Annotated in this window: 14 protein-coding genes and 1 riboswitch; of the genes, 5 read left to right on the top strand and 9 right to left on the bottom strand. The window is 57.7% G+C overall.

The features are described from left to right. The first annotated feature begins 162 nt into the window (after positions 1–162). Positions 163–337, top strand: a riboswitch (cyclic di-AMP (ydaO/yuaA leader). After that, positions 326–1,402: a M23 family metallopeptidase gene (locus ADIAG_RS19990; protein ID WP_007270318.1), complete on the top strand. Its 1,077-nt coding sequence runs from the start codon at positions 326–328 to the stop codon at positions 1,400–1,402. It overlaps the preceding riboswitch by 12 nt. A gap of 234 nt (positions 1,403–1,636) precedes the next feature. Here the strand turns inward: ADIAG_RS19990 and ADIAG_RS05420 are convergent, their stop codons facing one another. Beyond that, entirely contained in the window at positions 1,637–1,855 is a 219-nt protein-coding gene (locus ADIAG_RS05420) for a hypothetical protein (RefSeq protein WP_007270317.1), read from the bottom strand. A 362-nt stretch (positions 1,856–2,217) separates the two neighbouring features. Between ADIAG_RS05420 and ADIAG_RS05415 the strand changes: the two genes are divergently transcribed. Both ADIAG_RS05415 and ADIAG_RS05410 read left to right on the top strand, forming a co-directional pair. After that, a complete protein-coding gene (locus tag ADIAG_RS05415; RefSeq protein ID WP_007270316.1) occupies positions 2,218–3,438 on the top strand; it encodes a Bcr/CflA family efflux MFS transporter in 1,221 nt (406 codons plus the stop codon). Between the two features lie 37 nt (positions 3,439–3,475). Then, entirely contained in the window at positions 3,476–4,042 is a 567-nt protein-coding gene (locus ADIAG_RS05410) for a TetR/AcrR family transcriptional regulator (RefSeq protein ID WP_007270315.1), read from the top strand. 701 nt (positions 4,043–4,743) lie between these two features. On the opposite strand, the gene ADIAG_RS05405 is transcribed toward ADIAG_RS05410, so the two are convergent. The 3 genes from ADIAG_RS05405 to ADIAG_RS05395 form a co-directional block, all read right to left on the bottom strand. Then, the gene (locus ADIAG_RS05405; protein ID WP_007270314.1) at positions 4,744–5,490 is read right to left on the bottom strand and encodes a CPBP family intramembrane glutamic endopeptidase; all 747 of its coding nucleotides are present in this window, start codon (positions 5,488–5,490) and stop codon (positions 4,744–4,746) included. A gap of 354 nt (positions 5,491–5,844) precedes the next feature. Next, complete coding sequence (locus tag ADIAG_RS21355; protein ID WP_007270313.1) at positions 5,845–6,192, bottom strand: hypothetical protein; 348 nt, start codon at positions 6,190–6,192, stop codon at positions 5,845–5,847. Positions 6,193–6,969: 777 nt separating this feature from the next. Further along, a complete protein-coding gene (locus ADIAG_RS05395; RefSeq protein WP_007270310.1) occupies positions 6,970–7,167 on the bottom strand; it encodes a hypothetical protein in 198 nt (65 codons plus the stop codon). A gap of 308 nt (positions 7,168–7,475) precedes the next feature. On the opposite strand from ADIAG_RS05395, the gene ADIAG_RS19980 reads away from it, so the two are divergent. Then, complete coding sequence (locus ADIAG_RS19980; protein WP_007270309.1) at positions 7,476–9,383, top strand: hypothetical protein; 1,908 nt, start codon at positions 7,476–7,478, stop codon at positions 9,381–9,383. A 332-nt stretch (positions 9,384–9,715) separates the two neighbouring features. Here ADIAG_RS19980 and ADIAG_RS05385 read toward each other — a convergent pair whose 3' ends face one another. From ADIAG_RS05385 to ADIAG_RS05365, 5 genes are all read right to left on the bottom strand, one after another. Continuing rightward, positions 9,716–13,855 carry an AAA domain-containing protein gene (locus tag ADIAG_RS05385; RefSeq protein WP_007270308.1) on the bottom strand — a complete coding sequence of 1,380 codons (4,140 nt, stop codon included), beginning with the start codon at positions 13,853–13,855 and terminating at the stop codon, positions 9,716–9,718. Between the two features lie 407 nt (positions 13,856–14,262). Beyond that, a complete protein-coding gene (locus ADIAG_RS05380; RefSeq protein WP_007270307.1) occupies positions 14,263–16,377 on the bottom strand; it encodes a DUF262 and DUF1524 domain-containing protein in 2,115 nt (704 codons plus the stop codon). 668 nt (positions 16,378–17,045) lie between these two features. Beyond that, on the bottom strand, positions 17,046–19,598 hold the full coding sequence (locus ADIAG_RS05375; RefSeq protein WP_007270306.1) for a GIY-YIG nuclease family protein: 2,553 nt from the start codon (positions 19,596–19,598) through the stop codon (positions 17,046–17,048). Further along, on the bottom strand, positions 19,598–21,262 hold the full coding sequence (locus tag ADIAG_RS05370) for an Eco57I restriction-modification methylase domain-containing protein (protein ID WP_007270305.1): 1,665 nt from the start codon (positions 21,260–21,262) through the stop codon (positions 19,598–19,600). Before ADIAG_RS05370 ends, ADIAG_RS05375 begins: the two co-directional genes overlap by 1 nt. Then, the gene (locus tag ADIAG_RS05365; RefSeq protein WP_007270304.1) at positions 21,259–21,882 is read right to left on the bottom strand and encodes an N-6 DNA methylase; all 624 of its coding nucleotides are present in this window, start codon (positions 21,880–21,882) and stop codon (positions 21,259–21,261) included. Before ADIAG_RS05365 ends, ADIAG_RS05370 begins: the two co-directional genes overlap by 4 nt. Before the next feature lie 467 nt (positions 21,883–22,349). Between ADIAG_RS05365 and ADIAG_RS05360 the strand changes: the two genes are divergently transcribed. After that, positions 22,350–23,456 carry a hypothetical protein gene (locus ADIAG_RS05360; protein WP_007270303.1) on the top strand — a complete coding sequence of 369 codons (1,107 nt, stop codon included), beginning with the start codon at positions 22,350–22,352 and terminating at the stop codon, positions 23,454–23,456. Positions 23,457–23,617 lie beyond the last annotated feature (161 nt).

The raw sequence follows: 23,617 nt of genomic DNA, 5'->3' as shown, positions 1-23,617 counted from the left end.
AGGGAAAGGTGGCGCCGTAGTGCTGCCGAAAGCAGTTGTTTCCCTTGCGTTTGTCAGCTGTTTGGATTGATAACGAAATTATAACTTTTGCCTTTACCTCGGTAGCGTCGTATGTCAGGTTGCACTTGGGCAACCCAGTCCCGATCCGGTTCGCACAACCCTACCGGCGGATCGCGGATCAAGAATTCCCGGTAGGGGCGGAGGACCCAATCAACCGTTCCTGGTCTTGGACCATGGATCTCGGGGTGAAGCTGAGTCCGCCTAGGCGGGCTCGGCCGAGTTGATCTCATGACTCGAATCCGACAGCTAACTTCGCAGGCGACACATGAGAGGTAATCATTTGACCCAGCAGCACAATTCCGGGCGTTCCCGTGCGGCCAATCCCGTTGACGCTTCGCCTACCGATGGTTCGCTAGAGCAGATCGTGGACACCGCACTTACCGGCGAGAGAACTTCCCGACGCCCCGGCCGACGCGCTTCAAGCGCGGTCCCTGATTCCGTCGAGACCCCTAATGCCGAGCAGAAGGGTGGTCGCCGCTATGTGGCAAGTTCTGGCTATGCCGCCTCACCGGAGCCGGCATCCATCGCCGCTGCCGAACTTCCTTCAGAGAATGATGCACTCCCGGTGCCATCGGCGAAGGGCACCGAAGGCGACAAACTGGACAACGCTCTGAAGTCCACACCCCGAGCCCAACGGCCTCGACTGGGGTTTGTGCACAAGCTCGCCGCGATCGCCGCAGTGACCGGCTTGGCATTCGCTGCCGCCCCCGCACAAGAAGCTGAAAAAGTTGCCGCTGACCCCCAGCGCGTCGCCCAAAGTGCTGTTGCAGATGTCAAAGCACCGGCCGACGACAAGCTCACGGTAGATCGCGCCTCGGTGACCAGTGAGTACATCGAGCCCAAGAAAGAAAAGCCGGCACCTGTCACGACCGCTGGCGGGAAAACAACCACCAAGGCGGACAAGCTGGGAACGACCACGACAGCTGCCGCTGGAGGGATCACCGAGATGCCCGCTAACGGAGCCCTGGCCCAGCCGGTTGACAGCATCCGGTTGACCTCTCGCTTCGGACACCGCAAGAACCCGACCGGACCCGGCTACATGATTCACAACGGCCTGGACTACGCAGTTCCCATGGGAACACCGGTCAAGGCCAGCGCCTCAGGCACCGTCGTGCAGGCCGAATTTGCTGGGCACTCCGGAAACCGGGTCAAGATTGACCACGGCAACGGGCTAGAAACTAGCTACAACCACAACTCGTCCCTGCAGGTCTCCGTGGGACAAAAGGTCTCGGTCGGCGAAGTTGTTGCGCTTTCCGGTAGTACGGGCAACTCGACAGGTCCCCACCTACACCTCGAAGTCATTGTTAATGGCGAGTGGGTCGACCCCGAGAGCCGTCTCTAAAACTTCATTTGTCCTCGTTCCTGATCGGTCGATCCGGAACGGGGACTTTTGCGTTCGCCCTATACTCCGCGTTCCCTGTATCTGCAGTCGTCTAGGTTTCCGCGCGCTGCAGGACCACATGCGCCTCATGCCAAGGGCAGTCAGGATTCATGAGTGGGTGCTTGCGGCCGTAGATGAAGTGGACGATGTAGATGGCCCGACTGACGACGTGCTAGACCCATCATCACCGTTCAGCTAAGCGTTCCCACCCAATGCCAACGCCCCTCCTGGCCCCGGAAAACGTGCCTCCGGGGCTTGATCCAGTCCTGGGGTTTCACGATTGTGCCCGGTGAGCCCGTAGTCGACATAGACCAAGTCGTCCGGGACGCCAAGTGCCTTGAGTCCGGATTGCTGCGAGGCGAGGTTCAGATAGTTGATGAAGACGCGGGTGTTCTCGACCAGATGCTGTGGCATGCCTCGAATATCTGCGATGTCTATGCTTCGAGATGTCTTGAAAACCATAAAGTTTTCAAAATACCTCGGTCGACCGGGGATATCGCCGGAAGGTCCGGTGTTAGGAGATGCCTGCACGGCTGATGCGCTGCTCGTTCCGAAAGGTCTACGGGCATATTCGTGGCCTAGGAGTCGCCTGTTGCATCCGCCCGCGCCGGCATCTGTGTACCGCCGCGTCTGCAAGCTCCTTGGACCCCTAGTGTGGCGTCTGCCATGACCTCTTCGGATTGTTGCACTTGATTTCCCATGTGCGTTAGAGTCAGCTGCCTACCTATCGGTAGGTAGGCAACTGAATTCATTCGATTTTTGAGGAGATCCCCACAATGACTACTATTCAGCGCCAACGGAAAGTGGGTGCGTGGTTCGCCGTGTCGCTAGCGCTGGTGACCGTACTGGGCCCGGCCGGCACCGACATGTACCTGGCCTCCCTGCCCGACATCGTCCAGCAACTCAACGGAACCGCAGCGTCTGGCCAGTTGACCCTCACGGTTTACCTGCTGGCGATGGGCGCGGGACAACTAATTTTTGGTCCAATCACCGATGCCTTCGGTCGACGTCGCCCCCTCTTGGTCGCCTTGGTGGTATTTCTTCTGGCTTCGCTCTGGGCAGCAGCCAGCCCAACTATGGGAATCCTCCTAACGGCTCGCGCCTTACAAGGGCTCGCGGCGGCGCTGACACTCGTCGTGGCCTTGAGCATGGTTCGGGATGCGGCTCAAGGAGTGCGCGCCGCTCAGCTCTTCGCATTGTTGATGACAATTGAGGGCCTTGCCCCGGTGCTTGCACCGACCATCGGCGGGTTCGTTGACCAGCACTTTGGCTGGCGCGCAGTGCTGCTGGTTCTTGCAGGTCTGGCCGCCATCGCACTAGCCAACTCGACGGTCAACCTGCGTGAGACTCTCCCGGTGGAAACCCGATCTTCCCTCCGGCTGGGAACGGTCCTTAGCACTTACAAGCGAATTGCCAAGGATGCCGGATTCCTGCTTCCGGCCTTGGGGCTGTCCGCGGTGTTCTTTTTCCTTTTTGGCTACATCGGAGGTGCACCATTCATCTACCAAGGTCATTTTGATCTTGATGCCAACACCTTCGGGCTCGTGTTCGGGGGAACGGGACTTTCCGTCATGCTCGGTGCCATCGTCGCTGGACGCACCGTGACACGATTCGGCGCTGGTGCACTAGGAATGGCTGGAACCATCCTCGTGGCGCTCGGTGCCGCGGTCGGTTTCGTGCTGGTGCTGTTGGGAATGGGTCTACCGGGCATCGTCATTGGCATGTTCATTTCACTTTTCGGCATTGGCATCGCGGAAGCGACACTTATGGCACTGGCCATGGCATCCCAGCACACGTCCCTGGGTTCTACAGCAGCCCTGCTAGGAGCATTCCAGCTCATCATTTCCTCGGCCGCTACCCCCATCGCGGGAGTAATGGTCGAGACAGGACCCCTGGCCTGGCTGGCATTCCTGATGGTGGTCGGTGCGGTTGCCATTGCTATCGTGGCAGTGAGCGTCAAACGCGCACCTGCCGTGACCGATCTCGGCAGCCACTAATCGTTTCGACCCAACGAATACGGAGCATGAGCACCCAATGTCATTGTCCCCATCGGCAAAGAAGATTTGCACCTTTGCTGTTGAACACTTCGCAGAATTCGGTTACGACGCTTCCTCGCTCACGGTGATCGCGGAACAGGCCGGGATGCGAAAGGCCTCCCTTTATGCCCACTTTGCCAACAAGGATGGGCTCTTCAACGAGGTCATGGACATCGCCCTGCGGGAGGAACGTCTCGCTGCAAGCAATGCCTTCGCCGCAGAATCAGGCGTACCCTTGCCCGGTGGTGAGTATCTAAACGCTCTGCACACCAGATACGCGTCATCGCCGGACTTCCGTTTCTTGTTGCGCACCGTCTATGCTCCACCGCTTGCGCTCCGCGAGGACGTGATCACCAAGTACCGACTCTTTGAGGCGGATCTAAGATCACTGTTCATTGCAGCTCTGCCCAGAAGTCTCGACCCGCATAATGCTACAACGCTAGTCGATGCATACCTTGGCATCGTCGACAGCTTGCAGGTCGAACTTATCTACAACTCACCAGAGAACTATGAGGCCCGGCATCGGGCCCTCTGGGAGATACTTCAGCGATATCCAATCTCATAACAACTGGTAATGCCCAGGGTGGGTATGGTTCTCACGGAACCAGGCCCACCCTGGGCCTACCGACTCGTCAGATCGTTGTAGCGGATGTTCGAACTTCAAAACGCCGAGGTTTCCGCCCCCGCCTAGGCTGAAGGGGCCCTGCTCAAAACCGATCCTGACAGAACACGCAAATTCGGCGGTAACCGCCATTTCTGGGTAAAAGAAGGAACTTTCGTTACCTACGAACAGTCATATCTAAACTGTCGGATTTTGGTACGCGGGTGGCGAGGTGGGGACCGGCTGACGGGTCGTTAGAATGTCGTCGGATTGCTGATATCCCTTTCCGAGTCGATCTTCCGCGCGAAATGCAGGTCGATCATCTTGATTGGGCTGGCCTTCCTGAAGTGTCTCGGAATCCAAAGGATTATGAGAATAGCTCGACTCGCGAATCCTTGGGTGGCTGGCCGCCGCGCGTGGATAGAAGACCGGGTTTTCTGCGAGGGAGTGTTGCGGTCAAGTATCGGTTTGTGGGTCCAACGGTTGCCGGAATTTAGGGTTGCGTCTCTGCAAGACGGCAGGAGGCTCAGGAACCCGGACGGATTTTGTCATCTGCCTCCAAGCTGACCGCAATGGTTGTCTGCCGTCTTCTGCCCTGCGATTGCGCGTGCACGAGTGGGAGCTTGATCCCGCCATTCGTTGCCCGGCGTACATGGGCAGGGGTCTCAGTACAAGAAAATCGGCAGCCAGTCACGGTTGTGGGCGTGCACCAGTACGAGGAACAAAACAAAGTCGAAGATCAAATGCACGGAGACGACATAGGTCAACGACTTGGTCAGTTTGAAGGTGTACCCCTGCAGCAACGCGAAGGGGAACGTCAAAAGTGGACCCCAGGATTGATAGCCGATCTCCCACAGAAAAGATGAGAAGATCACCGCCTGCAGGATGTTGGCGAGCCAATCCGGAAAGTGCCGCCTCAACAGCGTGAAGGTGGTGCAGATAAAGAACAGCTCGTCCCAGATGCCGACGGCATTCACTCCCAGAAAGAGCCGGCCGAAGATGGTGGCCTCCGACGCATCCGGCCAGTTTTGGTAGACCCCCGTGCCGATCAAGTACACCGGCAAAATGAGGTATCCGAGCGCCACGACACCGAGCAGGTACAGCTTGGCACTCAACGGCCATTTACGTCCGGTGTTCACCGGAAACTTGATGACCTCCTCGCGGTAAACAAACCGCGAGACTAGCCACGGCACCAATACGGCCAGAGTGAGCGCACCGCCCATCAGGATCATATGCTGGGTGCTCAAATCGGCATTTAGCGGAACAGCGCTGATGATCAACAGTCCCGCCGCGATCAGGGCAAGGTGGCGTGCGAGCCCGCGGTCGGTAAATACAGCCGTGAGCACGCTCAAGGCGAGTAGGGTGTAGCCCACCGGGTCGTTGCCTACGCCAAAAAGCAGTACTCCGGACATTGAGAGCAGCGCTGCTGGTAGGAGTTTCCAGCTGCGGGCGGTACGGGGTGGATCAGACAGGATTGGTCTCAGCCCACCAGCATGCCAGCACCGCGCGCAGTGCAATAGTGTTCTGACTTCCGGCGTTTCGTCGGGCTTGCAGTCCACGACCCGGCAAGCGGCTGGTGGGGTTCCGCAGAATGCTCACGATTTTCTGCGGTGGGCCAGGGACACTGCTTAGGTTTCCCCGTGCTGCAGCACCACGCGTTCGTCGTGACGTGGGCCGTCCGGGTTCATAAGAGAGAAACGCGGGCGCAGACGAAGTAGTTGATCACGGACCGGCAGACCACCGCGAAGGCTGCAATGATTCCGGTGTCATTCAGGTGCTCGATGGCCTTGATCGGCAAGACTCGGGCCATCAGCGTGGAAGGGATGCCCGCGATCCATGTGATGCGCTTGGGTGTTCCGTTGCGGTCGGTCTGGGAGAATCAGTCCCGGATGACGCCAAGCAAGAAGCTCAACAAACATCACGCTGACGATGGGCAAGACCGCGAACTCGGAGATGACTGTGGCAGTGATGCGAAGCCCTACGCTGTTGAACTCGAAGGGGTATCCTAGGGTCGGATCGCCTTCTTGGTGGTTCTGCGTGCCGGTGAGCACCAGAGTGGCAGCCGCGTAGGGCAGCCTGACGATGACCAGCGAGAAGACGCTTGTCTTGGGCATGTGCTTCTTGCCCTAGGTCTGCTTCTCGGCGGCGGTGCTGATGGCGTCGTAGCCGAAGACCGCGAAGAACACCGACGCTTTCCGGGCCACCACCGGGCAGAACCCTCCGGGCATGATCGGGTTGTAGTTCCCGGCGCCGATCTAGAAGGTGCCCAGGGGCGATGATGAACAGGATCAGGAAGAAGCTCCATCAGCTCGAAGCGCTCGAAGGTCCGGGCACAGCAGGGGAGGACCCAAGGCAACAGAACCCACACGGCTAGGGCGAGGAAGGTGATGCTGCTGCATCGGCCCGATGACGACGTACTGCAGCAACAAGTTCCAGACTATGAATGTCCGGTCTCAGTATTGTTGGCAACGCTGACGTGGGGTTTTGCCATGTTTAGTGAGACGGATATTGGCCGTTTCGTCTCAATGAAGTTGGCAATTCCGTATCCTTCTTACGGGTAGCTAGCTGGACTGTATTTGGCGAAAGTGCATTGATACCGCCCATTCGACTGGAGTGATCTCAAAATAGCCCAGCATGTGCACGGAATCTCTCTAGTTCAGCAACATTGACCTCGGAGCCTCCGCGTTGCCAACTTGAATGAGACAAACCTTGTAATCCGTATCTTGCCAAGTGTATTGAGAATATTGCCAACAATACTGAGACGGGACAATGAACGAACCGATAGTCTCCCGGAGTAACACTTCCTGATGTCATATGTGCGGTTATCGGCGATTGGAGGGGAATATTCCGTTCGCTGATGCCCATTTCACTCCAGATCCAACGTGAGTTTTCTACGGATTTTTCACGATGTCGATGCGGTGGTCCCCGTGTTGCCAACCGTCTTTCGGATTCATCGCGAACCCTTCCACGTAGACGGTTCCGTCTCCGACCCGGCTGGCCTCGAAGACAAATTGCATGGCTCGCGCCAGTGCTCGGGCATCGGTGACATTCTCGTCGCTAAACTCAATGGCAATTTTTCTCTGCGGCATGGACCAAACTTATCCGGTGGTCTGCAGATCGCGGGCGATGGCACGGAATTGTTGCGCAGCATCGATCCGTCGTCGTACCCGTGGTAGCCGTGGTGTTGTGGTGGGCGTACAGGACGATGCCGACGGTGGTCGTGGGGGTCCCTGGCCTACTGGTGTCCCCGGCCATGGAATCTAAAATCTTGGCGCCTTGTGGACTTGCCGAGCATGCTCAAGTCCGAAGGCACAAATTCGACCCGGACGCGCAGTAGACTGGCCGAAAAGACCACGCGGGACGGTTGATCCGTCCCAAATCCTTGGGGGAACCAAACTTGATAGAAGTACGCCCACGCTGGGCCAAGACCGTACTTGCGGCTGTATCCGCCACTGCCCTCGTCCTGGGCCTGGGAATGGGCCTGGGCGCTCCCGCGGCAGCGGCTCCCGTTGCTGTAACAGCGGTTCCGGCCGCAGTGGAAGCCGATGACGGCAGCCAGATGCGGTTCAAGGGAAACCCGGATCCGGAAGGCTTCTTCTGCCCGGACCAGCCAGTGACCGCCGGAGAACTCGGGGACTACTGGCAGTGGGAGCCGACGGCCGCACCGCAACTCGTCTACCAGTGGTACCGCGATGACACCCCGATTGCCGGGGCCAGAACAGACGAATATTGGGTCCAGGGTGTCGATCTGGGACACCGTTTGTGGGTGGAAGTCATTGCGCAGCCGTTGTTCTCCAACACCGGTGCGGTGACGACTCGCGCTGTGGGCACCAAGAAGGAGGTCAAGCCTTGCGCGACTTACCCCGTAGCACCAGGTTATGCATCGGTGGGTGGAAGCAGCGTTGTCGGTGGAACCGTGGAGATAGACGGCCACATCAGTCCGGGCGTCCATGTCGACTATTACTGGACCCGCGTCGGGGACGGGCAGCTGATTTCCACCGCGTCGCGGTTGCGACTCGGCTTGGAGCACTACGACCAGGAATTCTCCCTGCGTGCCGTTTTCACCAAGCAAGGTGCATGGCCTGTAGAGAGAATTTACCAGACGTTCGGAGTCAGCCCCGCGGACCTAGTGGCCAAGTCTGAATCCACAATCACGGGGGCCCTGCGCACCGGGGCGAAGCTCACCGTAAAGGATGGCAAATTCAATGTAGCGGGGGTCCATCTGGACCATTTCCAGTGGCACCGCAACGGGCAGCCGATCAAGGGCGCCACCGGCAGGTCATACACCTTGACCCATGCCGATGCCGGCAAGCGGATGTACGTGACGATGGAGGCGTTCGCGCACGGCTACACCAATATCTCAACCTGGGCAGGGGAGACGACGACGGTTTCCGGCGGCAGCCTGTTGGCCAAGGGCAAGCCGACCATCAGCGGTACCGCCAGCGCGGGGTTGGCAGTCGCAGTGACGAAGGGGTCGTGGAACTTTGCCCCGACGTCGTATTCCTACCAGTGGTACCGCAGCGGCAAGGCGATCAAGGGTGCCACGAAACCCACCTACAAGCTGACCGGCACGGATGTCGGCCGGAAGATCACGGCGAAGGTGTCCGCCAAGCGGTATGGCTACAAGACGGGATCCGTCACCACTGCCGCGCGGACGGTGTCCAGTGCGGCGATCAAGCCGGTGGGCAAGCCGAAGATCAGCGGGACCATCCGCCGGGGGTCAACGGTCATGGCGACGAAGGGGTCCTGGAACATCACTCCGACGTCGTACGCCTACCAGTGGTATCGCAGCGGCAAGGCAATCAAGGGCGCGACGAAGCCCAAGTACAAAATCACCACCACGGATATCGGCCGGAAGATCACGGCGAAGGTGTCCGCCAAGCGGCACGGTTTCAGGACGGGGTCGGCCACGACCGCCGCGCGGACGGCGGCCGGCACGGCCTTCAAGTCCGTGGGCAGGCCGAAGATCAGTGGCACGAAGAAGGTTGGCTATACGCTGACCGCCAAGCCCGGAATTGCCTCGCCACAGGCCACGTCCTACTCCTACCAGTGGTATCGCGACGGCAAGGCCATCAAGGGGGCCACCAAAAAGGCCTACAAGCTGCGTGCCGCCGACGAGGGGAGCGACATGACCGTGAAGGTCGCCGCGAAACGTGCCCACTATTCGAGCACATCGCGCACCAGCCATACGGCTGTCGTGGCATGGGGTCCGGCCCCCGATTCCGGCGGATCCGGTGGGCATTCCTCCGGCAAGGCCCCGAACCGCTGCTACTACCCTGGCGGACGGGACTTCTACTACTGCTAGCGTCGGTGAGGATGGGGGCCGGCAGTAGCGTGTGACCGTTCTGAGCAAAAAAGCTGAGTAGGTTGTGGTCCACTGTCTTGGACCACAACCTACTCAGGGGGATCGATCTTCCACGGGCGAACCGCGATGCAAAAGGTAGGCCACGTCTCCTTTGGTTCTTGCCCTGATGCGCACAGGGCAAGACATCACCCTGGTGAAACAACGGAAGTGCCACTATTGAATGGGTAGTGGCTCGCCCGAGACGGGAGGAAAGCACCCTGCCATATGGCCCACTTACAGTGGTGGCGGCATTGTTTCAGGGAGGGGTCAGGTTGGGCTGTAAGGCGCAATGGCTATGGTCGGTTTTCCAGAAGGTCGGCGTTTCGTTGTGCTCCTTCGATGGCAGCGACGATATTACGGCCGCGGGAGGAGAAACCGAGTTCTTTCATGGTTGCCAGAAGCTCATCGTCTGCACTCCGGATTTTTCCGTCGCTTCGGATATGCATCACGAGGTCTAGCAACACGCCGGACGGATAGGTTCGTATCGGATTTCCGGGTGTGAAATGTGGTTTTGGCTTGGTCCTCGACTGCTCGATGACCCTCCAGGTTTTCCCAGAAACGTTCGATGGGTCTGGGGTGCTTATCGAAACCTTTATGTCAGGTTGTGTATGGGCAAGGGCGGCCGTGACCGCCGCCTGGACCTTTCGAACCTCGGCTTCGGCATTATTGAACCAGTCGGTGCTCCAGATGCGATGGAAGGTCCAACCTCGCCGTTCCAGGAGATCCTGTCGCAGGCGGTCTCGTTCACGGGCAACGTGCCCCGAATGGTACGAAGCGCCATCTGCCTCGATAGCCAGAATGTGTCGACCAGGAAATGTGGGGTGGCGAACTGCAAAATCAATCCGATAGGCTCCCACGCCTACTTGGGCATCAAGCTGGAGGCCTGCCTCCGTGAGCCGATCCCGGACATCAATTTCGAAGGGATTCAGCGGCATGGTGTTATCCGGTCCGCCATGGAGTTCCTTCCCTCCGGAAGAGACAAAGCGCAGGAAGCGGTACATGAGCTTGAAGCCTGCAGAAGCATGCGCGTCCTCGGCGATGTCGTCCAGGGCAAAGCTGGACACGAGAGTCATGCGGCGCCTGGCACGGCTGATTGCCACATTGAGGCGGCGTTCTCCTCCTTCCTTAAGGAGCGGACCCCACAAGTACCGCATTTTTCCATCCATGCCTTTGCCGTATCCCACGGTGAGAATGATGGCGTCCCTTTCATCGCCCTGGACCCTTTCAATGCTCTTGACAAAGAAAGTCTCATCGTGGCCAGAGAGGGCTGCTTCAAATTCAGGATCCTGAACCCGGGCACGATCGAGGGCCATCTCGATGCGGTTCTGGTGCTTGATACCGAACGCGATCACGCCCAGTGATTCCGTGGGACGCTCTCGCACGTGCTCCTTGACCAACTGAACGACTTTTTCAACTTCCGCAACAGGACTGTTGGTCGTTTGGCCAATGCCCTCACTGGGCTCGACAGCAACGTGCCGGAGGGCATCAAGTGCGTCCGCAGCCGGAAAGGTCGTGAGCGAACCGCTATAGACGTGCGCGTTGGAAACCGCGATCAGCCTTTCGTCCCGGGAACGATAGTGCCACAGAAGACTCCTCGACTGGCCCACCAAGAGCCGCTCCATGGCGAAAAGGATGCTCTCGGCGTCCTTCGTGAGGGAACCCGTTGGTCTGTTGGGCTTCAGCGCCGGTTCTTCAACGGCATTCAGAGCGCCGTCTTCCTCCGGGCCTGATTCATCTGGGCCGTTTCCATTTGGCAATTCCGGCAGGTCTTCAAGAACCTTGCTGAAGAACTCGGTGGGGGGAAGCTGTCGACTGTCACCGGCAACGATGGCTTGGTTGGCGCGCAGCAGAGCAGGGATCGCGTCGGAGGGCTTGATCTGGCTGGCCTCGTCGAAAATCACGACATCAAAACACTGCTCAGCGGGCAGGAGCCTCGAAACCTGCAGCGGGCTCATCGCCCATACGGGCTTGGCTGCACGGATGACGGTGGGTGCCTCGCTAAAGAACGTTCGGACGGAACGAAAGTTCCTTTTTTTCGTCAGTTCCGTCTTGAGTGTGGCGTGTTCCTCTGGGTGATGATCCAGGGCAATCTTTAGGCGCTCCGCGACGAGGCGCCGAATGCGGGCAGAATTTGCAGCCATGTGGTCCATGTCGGAGCGAATGAATTTTCTTCTCGCTGACTCCAGCTCGCTGCCAGAGACACCAGCGAGCCCGGGGTCGGTCATTTCCGCATCTTCGAGAATCGAAGAGTACACGACCCAGCGCAGGACCTCAGAGGGCCGGCCCCCCAGGTGTCCGTGTTGCGCCATGTCGGCACAAATGCTCCCGACAACAGTCCCCAGCCCCGCCTGTGAAAGCCGGGCTTCGAGATCGAACGCGCGGGGGAAATTCATGCGCGCCGGGTGATTTGCAAGCGACTGCAGGAACGGTGCCAGGTCAGCAAGGAGCATCTCATCGAAATCGATGTGCTGAAGTGCTGCCTGAAGCCGGGCGAGCCTGCCCCGGAGCGACTTTGCAGCGTCCACAAAAAGGAGATGGTCAGGTGTTGCTTGAGCTACGCCGTGGCCGGTCCACGTGTCACGAATGTGGACTGCCCGAAGAATCCATTGGTGAATCGCGGCACGGTCGAGGGCCGGGTTCAACGCTGCAGCTTGTTTGCTGAACTGGCGTCGTTCCTTCCAACTAAATCGTTGCGCGGACGCCTTCTTGAACGCCCTGTTGGTGGCACACAGCAGACCGTGAAGTTCGTCGCTGGTGCGTTCCAAGGAGAGCGCTTCCGGAACGGCATTTTGGACAGCAGCCAGCTCTTCGATCCGTGAAACCAGGGCATCGATTTCGGGCCATTTGGACGGGGTCGGAACCCGCATGTCAGCACAGGTTTTTGTCAGTGACGCGAGGAGAGCGGGGACTTCGGCTGTGGACATGTTCCGAGCAACATCGGTTCCGTTGCTAACGGCCTCAGGGGTGTTCACGGCCTGCGGATTCCAGCCCGGTGACAGGTGCCACTGCGGTTCAAGGGCTCCGAGCGCCAACAGATTATCGAGAGCCGCTTCAAATTCTGTCAGGCTTGATGCTGTCCATGTGGTGAACGTTGTCGCTGGCAGTCGGATCTGGCTCCTGGCAGTGGGCGGGATGCCGGGAAGTTGGGAACGCAACCACGAAACGGAAACGCCCCACCCTCGGGTGGGCTTGGAAAGTGCGTCATTGTGGCTCACGAGGCGGTCGCGAGACTGCGTCATGGTGAATTCCAGGGCGGCTACGTCGGGTACACCCGTGTTCTGTTGCAACTCCAGAACATTTCGGAGCTCATCTGCGACAAAGCGTCGGGACGAGGAAGCTGCAAATAGATCGAGCACCAAATGCTCGAGGTGCGCGCCCTTAAGCCTGTCCAAGACAGCGGTAATTGCCGCCCGCTTCTGGGCAACGAAGAGCACTTTCTTGTCTGCGGCCACCAACGATGCAATGGTGTTGGCGATTGTTTGGCTTTTCCCTGTTCCAGGGGGTCCCTGGACTACCAGGCTGCTGCCGCCTACCGCAGCGTTGATCACATAGCTCTGGCTGGAGTCTGCATCGAGAATAAGAAATTCGGCATCGACCGGGGAGTAGTCAGGTCCCGACTCGCGAAGATCCAGCTTTTGGCCCCTGATTCGGGAAGCTGCAGCGGAATCTCCGGCCAGGGCTGAAACGAGATCGGACGATGCGAGAGCCTCAAGGTTGTCGATGTCAGCGACCATGGGCTGCTTCAGGTAGGTAAATGCGCCCAAGTAGTGATGGGACTCGATTCTGAAATCAACAACATCCCTGCACGCGGCTTCTACCGCCTTAAGCATTTCATTCACACTCTGTGGGGATCCGTTGTCGAGGTCAAGGATTGCTTCTTCGTCCAGGCGAAAGCGGTCCGCATTCATGACGTGTACGAGCACGCTATTCAGTGAGAAATCTTCATCAAGACGCAGTTCCCATGAGTCTTGGGCGCCTCTCTTGCGTGAAAGTTCGAGCGCGCGCAGAAGTACCGGGGCGGAGGGAAGCGTGTAGTTTCGCTTCTTTGCGTTTCCCTCTTCCGGATCTGCTACTTGGTCGGCTTCTGCTGCGATGATAGCTTCGCTTGCCGTCGGATCCCATGTGGCGGTCCCCACGGCCATGAATGCCACGGGAACCCCGAATTCTTCCTGGGCCTCGCGCTGCTTTCGGGCAAGCGCAGTGCAGGCCCGTTGCGCCTTTCGGAGAGCGTCGGCATTCACGAAGAGTTCGTTGAGCCGAACCGTTTTGCCGGAGAAGAGCTTGGTGGCAGCAGATTCAGGCATTGCGTCAAGCTGTATGGTCGACGCATTTGGACGGAAGTACAGGAGTCGGTTATTTCCACCCACGTCGATCAGGGAGGTGCGCCACTCATTAGACGCTGTAGTAATGGCCCTGGAAACAGAATCCTGCATACTCATATCCAAACTTTTTCGATAGGTGGCGGAAATTGCTTAACGAATCCTCCCAAAATACTCTGAAGCATCTTGATCCTGAAAAGCATGTCCTGAAGCGAAAGTACACGTTGATCGCGCTGGGATAGCCAAAGTTGAGTCGATGAATAAACTGGTGGCACCGTCCCTGCTGTTCAAACTAACCGGAGTCAGGAGTACCCTGACCGGCGGCGTACATCAATGCTTGTCGCCGCATCGATCCTGAAACGCTCTGGTAAGGGCGTCGCCGTGCACCTCGAAGTGGGCCTGGCGGCTGACCAACGCGGATCCCGTGCGGTCTCGCCGTGCCGGCCTTGGATACGCCGGTCCGAGGATGCTGCATGGAAATCTAGCGGTCAGTCGCTTGGAATATCGGTGTTCCCGTTCAGTTACTCGGCGGCGGAGGTCCCGTTGCTGAGCTGTCGTTCCAGGGATTGCCGCACTAGCCCCAGAACATAGGGGATCTCTCCCACGGTGGACAGGCCGACTTCCACATCGCCGTTTCCCCACCGGCCCAGGTTCGTCACATCCTTGGCCACGCCTTTGGGGTCGAGGAGTTCGGGGAAGGGCATGTTCAGGGACAGTCGCAGCCGGGTAGCCTGGGGGACGATGTCGACCACGTTGGTTTCGGCCTTGTAGGCGATGTAGAGCTTCAGGATCTCTTCGCCGATGTTGGGGTCGAGCGCGAGCAATTCGAGGCGCAGTGCCTCGAAGAGGCGGCGCATGGGACGGCCCGCGGAGAGGTGTGGGTGGTCCTCGAGGCCATATTCAGGCCGGGCGTCGCCCCTGGGCTTGGCGCCGTAGGCGGTGAGCACGCTTTTCTCGACGTCGGGGCGTTGCCATACCGTGATCGCGGTTTTTGACAGGGCGGCCGCTCTGGCTTCGATCTGGTCCTCGCTCCACTGCTCCACGGCGCCGATGCCGCGGTTCAGGTGGAGCGGGCTCTCGCGGAACCCGCCTGGCATGTCGCGCTTCTGCCGGAACGGCCGGTCGCTGTATTCGCTGTTGTATCCGGTGAGGGTCAGGTTCCCGAGGGTGTGCAGCTTCGCTTCGTGGATGCGTTCCCATTCCGGGCCCAGCTCGCGCTTCCACTCCTCCGGCACGGTGGGATTTTGGGGCATGATGTGCTCGATGGTGTATTCATCGACGAACACCCGTTCCTTGCGGCCGTGGTTTTCCAGCCTGCGCAACCAGAAGCTGCGGCGGGGGAGGTTGTACATGTCGCGTGTTTCAAGTTCACGGCGGAATTCTTCGTCGTTGGGGAAGCGCCGGTAGGAGGGCAGCAGCAGGAAATTCGCCTCCAGGCTTTCGAGGTACCGGTCCTTCTTCAGGCTGCGGCCGAGCGTCGCGAAGGTCTTGTTCAGCGAATTGGTTGGGATGGCGCAGATGGCGCGCCGGAAGACGTAGGACTCGATGAGCTGCAGGGCTCGCAGGAAATCCTCCCGCGGCAGCGTTGCATTGGCATAGTCGTGGTACAGCTCAAGGAGCAGGGGATAGGCGACATCCACGCGCAGGTCGCGCAGGTCCTGGAAGGAATCCTTCAGCGCGGGGTCGGGTTCCCGGCCCAGGGCCATGGAGCAGTAGTATCCCGCGTAGAGCTGGACGTCCTTGACCAGCTCGTCCACACCGGCTTCCGCGACCTCGGGCCGGCTCGCATGGGCCTTGAACGCCTCGTACACGGCGCGGACATTCGGGATGTCCCCGGTCTTGACGGTGAGGTAGTGCCGCATGAAGGCGTCGAAGTACGACCCGTAGCTTTCCTGGCCGAACTCGAGCTCCATGGGTCGCCAGTGCAGTTCATACAGTTCCGTCTGGTGTTCAGGTTCCAGCCCCATCAGCACGTAGTTGCGGATCAGGTCTGCCTGGCTGAGTTCGCGGCCGGTGGAGTTCATGCTCTCGAAAATCAGCTGCGGGTTGTCCTGTTCGCGGTTCAGCGCAACGTCGACAATCATCAGTTTGCCCAGGCCCCGGCACAAGAGTTCCAGGTTCGATCCGAGGCGGCGCACCTTTTGGTCGAAAAACTCGAAGTTCTGTTGGACACGCACGGAGTGTTCCCGCGGAAGCGGGCGTTGCTGCACGAGGTTAATCAGGGTTTCCCGGTCTGTCTGCGTCAGAAGAAGCTTGAACGCCTTGTCTCCGTCTTCCAGGGGATTGAGCAGGTAGTAGCTGCGCAGCTTCTTCGCCGAGAAGCCTTCAACCGGTTCGCGGTCACCCAGGTGGCGTGAGAGCGCCTCGAGTAGAAGCGTCACGGTGGTCAGGCGCTGCTGGCCGTCGATGACCAGGAGCGGGGATTGGCTGGATACCTGGTAGATCCCCTTCTCGACGTAGACCACCGAGCCGACGAAGTGCGCGTTCGCGTCGTCGTTTTCGCCGGCACGGATCACGTCGGACCAGAGTTGGTCGCACTCCTTTTCGGTCCAGCTGTAGGTGCGTTGATAGATCGGGATGACGAACTGCGGCGATTTCTTCAAGAATTGCAGGAGCGATGCCTCAGTTGCCTTCATGATCCCAGTAAATCATTTGCTGTAGAAAAGTCACCAACGAGGTCGAAGGGTGACCCGGAACAGTTTCTTCCAGCCCCTATGATTCCGATGTACAAAGGCGCTGTTATCGGCGATCGCTCTCGTAGTGAGGACTCTCGAGGGCTCAAGACCTTTTCCGAGCTTTCAAACCTGTGCGTCAAGGAATTCCGACACCTGGGTGGGTGTACGTGTGGAATCCCGTCACCGCGGAGGACCTGGAACAACTCCTGACCCGGCTGCCGACGGTGAAATTCTGGGGCAGCATCCCCCATGGAGGAGGAACGCGAGATCAAGGACCAACTGACCTTCAGCCGCTCCTTCTCCACTCCCATCACCGACTCGCGCGGCATGGAGCAGGTTCAGTGTGCGGCCTAGGAATCCCGAGATGCTCCTCATGCAGTCTGTGTTTTTTCGCGGGGGACTGCACAGTCACGTTTGCAGTTCAGCCCTCACTGAAGTCAGGCATTGCTGTTGACTCGGAGGGGTCGCGCTGACGCAGCGTTTCGTATTCTGCATCGGCGGAACCGGCCACAGCTGGGAACTCGATCCGGTGTATTGGTTCTCCAAAAATAACTCGCCGAGTTTCAGGCCCGGCGCCCCTGGTGCGACAGCATGGTAGGACGATTCTTGTGTCCCAGGTGCTGGCATGTTTAGGAAGCCGGAGCCACCAGTACTTCCCTTGCGACTACGGTGTCATATAGGCCATACCGTGTTAGGCCTTCGTGGCTCTCGATGCCGGTGTATGACAGCGATGCATCCTCGTAGCGCCTGAACGCGAACACGGCCTGGTTCATGTGTTCAGTGTTAAATACCTTGAGCCGTACAAGCAGGTGGAAATCTTCCACCGAAAGACCGGTTACGGTCTTAAAGACATCGGGTTCCAGCTTTGTAATAACGTCTTGAAGCGTGTTCTCCCGGTAGTCCGTGAGGTACATGAAGGCAGGGATACGAGTCGCGAACTTTATTAGCTTTTCTTGGATAAGCTTGCGCTTGGACTTGTATTCCCGCTCCTCGGCAGTAATTTCCCGCTTCTCCTTAGGGGTGAGATCCTCGCCCTTACTCTTCTTTGTCGCCTTGACCTTCTCACTCTTGTTGATAACGGTCTCGATGACGTGGTCTCCGAGCGCTCGAAATCCCTCGATGTTCATAACCGCTTTCAGAGCTTCCTCATTGTTGAGGATGCGCCGTAGAGTGTCGTTGTCTACGTTCACCAAGATGGCCGACTCCCACTTGCGAGCAAGCAGGGTGGCACTCGTGCCAGCCATGGCCACATCGAGGATCCCGCCCGCATCGATCTGCACCATGCGTGAACCGTCGTAGGCGAGAACGGGAAGGAACGACACTAGCTCCTCGAGTGCGTTCTCGGGATTCTCGCTAGGGCTGAGGCCCACGCCGTAGTCCGACAACTGCCTCAGCGCCCGGGTCGGGGCAAAATCGAAGACGAAGCAGACGGGTTTGTATATCTCTTCTTCGTTGGGGTTGTTGCCGTTGGGATTCTTCTGGCTCCACGGAGATTGAACTCGGAAGGCCGCTTGGAAGTAGGTCTCAGGGGATTTCAGGTTACGGAGCATGAGGATCGACGACCATTGCGGAACCGTCACGCCGGTGGTGAGCTTGCCGCACGACAACGTGATTGAGCCGTTCCCGTGCCCACTGCCAATAGCCTCTCGCACGGGCGGAAGGGCTTCCAAACCGACTCCTGCGCTCGTTCCAGCAACTGTTAACACTCTGTATTTGTGGAAAAAGGCGTTCTGCGGTTCCGCAAGCAGGTTTGACATCGCATGGCAGGCAGCCACATTCGGAAAGAACCAGAAGGAATGCTGAAGGTAAGGAAGTAGCCGTATGTCCGAGTATGGGAAGGGCGGTCGCTGAGAGCCTTGCTTGAGGTTGTCGACCTGCGTTGGGGCGTAGGCACCCCGGATGATGTCGAGCCACTTCTGAACATCGTTCTTGTGTTTGAACTCAGCGCTCTTTCCGACACCGGTGGCAGAGAAGAAAGCATTAAGATCGAACTCATCAAACTCGCCCATACTGGCAATGGACAGCAGTTCATCAGGCATCTGGTAGGTCATCAGCCGCATCTCTGGCAAGGCCCCATAGGGGTTCAACTCGCCCGAATGAACCCTGCCGAAACGAGCCTTCTCCCGCTGCTCATCCGTATAGGTCCAGTTGAAGATCTGCTCCTCAATAAACTCGCCCGTAGCTAGAGCCTTGAAGGGCGTACCAGACAAGTACAGGTAAGCCCGTGTCGTGATAGGAAGGAACTCCGTTTCGGGCTCGCTCAGCACGTCCAAGTCTTCATTGTAGGCATCCAGCTCGGGGTTGTAAGCAAGTTTGGTTTCCGCCGTAATTTGCGAATCGTCCTCCCCCTCGAAAAGCTCCTTGGCGGTGTCGCGCCATGCGCCGAAGTGGTACTCATCGAAGATAACCAGATCCCAGTTGATTTCGTGTAGCCACTGGTTCTTGGCCTTGATGTTGCCAACCTTGTCGCGGCCCAACAGGTCTTGGAAAGAGCCGAAGTAGACAAGCGGCTGGTCTTTGGCCACCGCCGACGGATCGACACCGGATTGCTTGCTCATGTATTGCCAACCTTCAAAGTCGGCGTGGTTCTCAAGGTCGGTTTGCCATGCATCTTCGACAGCGGGTTTGAAGGTCACCACAAGGACGCGAGTAGCACCAAGGCTCTTGGCCAATTGGTAGGAGGTGAAGGTCTTGCCAAAGCGCATCTTCGCGTTCCAGAGGAACCGCGGAACGGCGTGCATGTCCTCCTGCCAGATGGAGTGGAAATAGTCGCGCGTCTTCTTGACGGCTTCGGCCTGCTCCCGCCGCGGACGGAAGGTCTCATGATGGGTTCCGACAAGCCTCTTCCCTGTACGCAGTTCAGTTATCACCGTCTTCACGTCATCGAGTGAGCACCTCATCCACTCAAGATGGACGTTCTCTAAGCCCCTGGTCTTGAGACGCGCCCGCACTTCGAAGTCAGTGAAGGAACTGCCATCCTCCCGCTCCGCGGGTACGTCTAAAAGGATCGTGGGAGTGATGCCAGCCGTCTTGGTCTGCTCCTCGATCCGCTTCTTCACGTCGCGGGTGGTCTGCCCCACTTTGACAAGTCCAACGTGGGCAGGGCTGTCGATGGAGTAAGCGTAGATCCGCAGTCGAGCATCAGGTTTCGGTGGTAGAAGTTCCTCGATGGACTTTCCCATCAGTCAGCTGCCGTTGTGGTCGCATTCATGGGACGAATCATCGACTCGATAAAGGCGACCTCATCCTCGGTGATGCCGTACTTCTCATAGAGGGCAGCATCAGTCCACGTGCGGTCCCAAGGTTGCTGGGGAACCCATCGGTACATGCCCCGGAAGACGTGCTGTGCTGGTTTTCGAAGGGAAATGAGGAACCGAATAAGTCGTGTTCGCAGGTACGAATCGATGCTCTGTGCCTCGTTCTTTGAACTTAAAGGGCCGGCCACCAAGTACGTCTGCGTGCAGGCAGATTGGGGTTCTCCAACGATTGGTGGACTGAGGACTACGTCTACGCCACTCCGTTCACGCTCACGGCCTGATCCAGCAACGGGAAGGAAGAGTTTCCATGCGTCGATCAGATGGGTGTTCTTCCTGATCACATTGCGGTCTATGGCACCCCGAACCCGAGTGGTGCCGAGGTTGGCGTAGAGAAGTATCTGATCAGATTTCGGGCTCGCATCCCTGTGGTATTCCTTGAAGTTTGTTGCCAGCCCGAATGGCGTGTCACCGCTCACGAGTTTCTCAAATGAACTTTCGCCTAACGCCAGTACCTTATGAAGGATATCGACGGCCCGCTTGTCCCGCACGAAAACGTCGAACTCATCAAGACGACGAGGGTAGGGCCCGATGCTCACGTCATTGCGGTGATACACGCTTTCGCACAGTCCTGGGTTGTCGCGATCCCATAGAAAATAGCAGATACCACCGCCAATGCCGACCGTGGGAAAAGCATCTTTCGCGTTTTCGTAGTCTACGAGCGTACGAATGTGTGAATCAGCCAGAAACTCCGCCCGGAACTCGCTCAAGCCTCTGCCTCCAGCCATCCAGCGGGATTGGATGACCATGCTGAGGAATCGCGGCTGTAGATGAATGGCCTGTTTGACGAAGAGGTTATAGATCGGCGAATCGTTGGAACCGCCGCCCCCGCCTTTAATCTGATACGGAGGGTTCCCGATAATCACATCAAATTGCATGTCTTCTCCAAACAACTCGGAGAGCCGAGCCTTGATATCGTGTGTGTGAATGAAGGCGTATGCATGGGTTTCCAGCTCTGCGCCGCGGTCCGTCACTAGTTGGGAAGCGCCGCAGAACTTGCAGCGTCCGTTGGTGAATTTTTTTATCGGCCTACCGCCTGGGTCAGCTGTGTGAACCCATTCGGTGCCGCCTTCCCAAGTGTGTTCAAGGCGTTCAAACCACACGTTTCCGTTCGCGTTGTCGAACGCCGCGGTGATCGAGCGCGATCCGTTGGCCACCTTTGAGCAATAGACGCTGCGGCGTGCCATCAGGCTTGTCAGGCGGGTGATGGCAATGCCGAAGACCTGCTTCGTGAGGATGTGATCGACACGGGACTGCAAGTCAGGCATCATCTCAGTGAGCCCTTCGGTCAATCGACTCGTAATCTCCCGCAGGAACACACCTGACTTGGTGAATGGGTCGAGGAACCGTACGGCAGGGTTCGACCAAATGTTCTCCCCATCGTGAGCTTCGGCCCACGCCTGGGTCAAGTTGTCGAGCATGAGGTTGGCAAACTCGGGAGGAGTGAAGACCTCATCATTAGAGAGGTTAGCGATGCATGAGAGCACGTCGGGGTTGCGGCCGCGGAGCGAGAAATTGGCATGGGCGGTCATGACGCCAGCTCTCCAACACTCATGGCCAAGTAGCTTTTGGTCGGGGTAAAGACATCGTGACTCCCGAGGTCCGCAAAGAGGGTGTCTTGCCCACCGAAGGCGCTCATCTGCGTGAGGGTGTCGTAGCGGAAGTCTCGACGCTGGAACTTGCCCTTCCCGAGGTAACCCCACTCCGGGAAACTGATGGCCGTGCCATCGTCGGTTAGCATCGTCATGGCATCCCCATGAACGATGTTCTGGCTCAGCACATATGCCCCGGCTCGGTGGAATTCGTCGTCCTCCGTGAGCGCGAGGAAATCATCGAAGATCTCCAGCATATTCTCACGGCACTCGGCGACATTGTCAGGGAGTAACTCGATACCGTAGATGCACATGAGGCCGTACAGGGCGTAATGGCGCTTCTCGAAGGCAGACTTGCCGTACTTAATCTCGACGGCGGCGAGCTTGCGCCGAAGCACGCGCACAATAAAATTTCCTGACCCGCAAGCCGGCTCGAGGAATCGGGAGTCGATGCGCTCGGTTTCGTCCTTCACCAGATCAAGCATCGCCTCGACCAACCAAGCCGGCGTAAATACCTCACCATGGTCTTCAACACGTTGCTTCGACTTCACCAGATTCATACCTCTACCTTATTGATGACGCCTGACATTGGACCCGCCCGACCTGTTCTAAGGATGCGTCCGGCGCGCCATCATCAGCGTGGACGTCGCTAGCTTGATATTGCGGCCCGGCGATCGCAATAGTTTCATACTTCCCAGACGCTTCACCATTGGTAAAGTCTTACGGTTCAACTGCTCGTCGATTGTAACATTCGGTTTGGCAGCGAATAATTCGGTGCGCGGCCGCCGTGTGCATGACCGAAGATGAATTAGACGGCGGCCAAGGGATGTTCCATGGTGCCCCTACGGCCTTGTCGCACGGTATCCATCGAGATATGGATGCAGGGGCATCCATAGGTCGAACCTTGATAGATTAGTTTCGTACGTATGTAATCAATCTTCCTGTCAATTCTGCTGCACTCAAAGTTGGAATTTTCCCTTTCATCCGCGATGATTCTCAGTAACTATGAGTCCCTTCGGAGGAATACATGCCAGCTTTCCAAACCCTTGATATGTCGACGGTGTACATGCACCAGATTGCAACGGTAGGGCAAGCTAACGATCGTCATTTCGAGGCAATTCTGACGGACTTGCCAGTTCAGTTGGAAGATATCGATAGAAAGTTCATGATCGACAGGTTTGTCGATGCTTTGGCCTCGCGTGCGCTAAGGGTTGTACCTAGCGACAAGGTTGATTCTCCAACGCCGAAGGAAACAAGACGCTTTTTTGAGGATCAAGATCTCTTAGGATTCAGCAAGTTCCTCGCTTCTCGGTTGGCAGAAGTACAGCGTTTAACCGCGAAGCCTGGACTAATGGTCGTTGCCGATGCAACCCTTGACGGGATTGCTTGTGTCTTGGTTGCTAAGGTCGAGCATCAAGAGGCTATGCGTGCCGAACAGACTACAAATGAAAACGGTCTAAAAGGAATCTCAATTGAGCATATCCGCGACTTAGTTTTTAGTGAGCTCAACAGGGTCTACAAGATCGCACTTCTGTTTACTGGCGATGTTGCGTTGGATGCCGACGAGACTTCGACTGACACTGACACTGACACTGAGCCTATGGTCGCTCATGGATACCTTGCGGACGTCCAGAATGGTAGGAACTTTGCAAACTACTACATTGGCGAGTTCTTGGGAATGAAACTTGGCGAACAACCGGTCGTTCTGACAGAACGGTATTTGAACGTACTGTCAGAGGCAATCGAAATTAGTAGTCTCGATGCAAACGAGAAGATCAGGCTTCACAGTGCCCTCAGCGTCGAATTGAGTAGCAACATGCCGACCCTTGATGCCGGCGACTTCATCCGCACCCATGTTCCCGCCCATTCTCAACAAGAAGTGGAACTAGCGACGGTTGCACGTGGCATGCCCCTTGTCACGTTCTCTAAAGATGCAGGCCGTGTCAGAAACCGACTTAGCAACCTTCGATTGAATCTCGGTGCCGAAATATCTATCAACGCGCCTGCAAGTTTGATAGGTGCAGGTGGAACAGTCATTGTAGAACCGCATCCAAACAGTGCCAATGAAGAACTGTACGACGTCATCATTCGAGGTGTTCCGCTGAGCTCTGTATCAAATTCGAACGTGAGATAGCGCAATGTCTCAAGAGTGGAATGCGAAAGCCACCTACGAAAGATACGTACGGGTTCAAGAGGACTATAGATCAGCGCTTGAAGCGATCGAGAAACGGTTGATCGATTATCTAGATACATGCGAGATTTTTCCGCATATGGTCACATCTAGAGCAAAGGACC

The sequence above is a fragment of the Paeniglutamicibacter gangotriensis Lz1y genome (genome assembly GCF_000348945.1).
Classification (GTDB): Bacteria; Actinomycetota; Actinomycetes; order Actinomycetales; family Micrococcaceae; genus Paeniglutamicibacter; species Paeniglutamicibacter gangotriensis.
The sequence above is the reverse complement of the archived record's forward strand: the minus strand, read 5'-3'. Positions and strand labels throughout refer to the sequence as shown.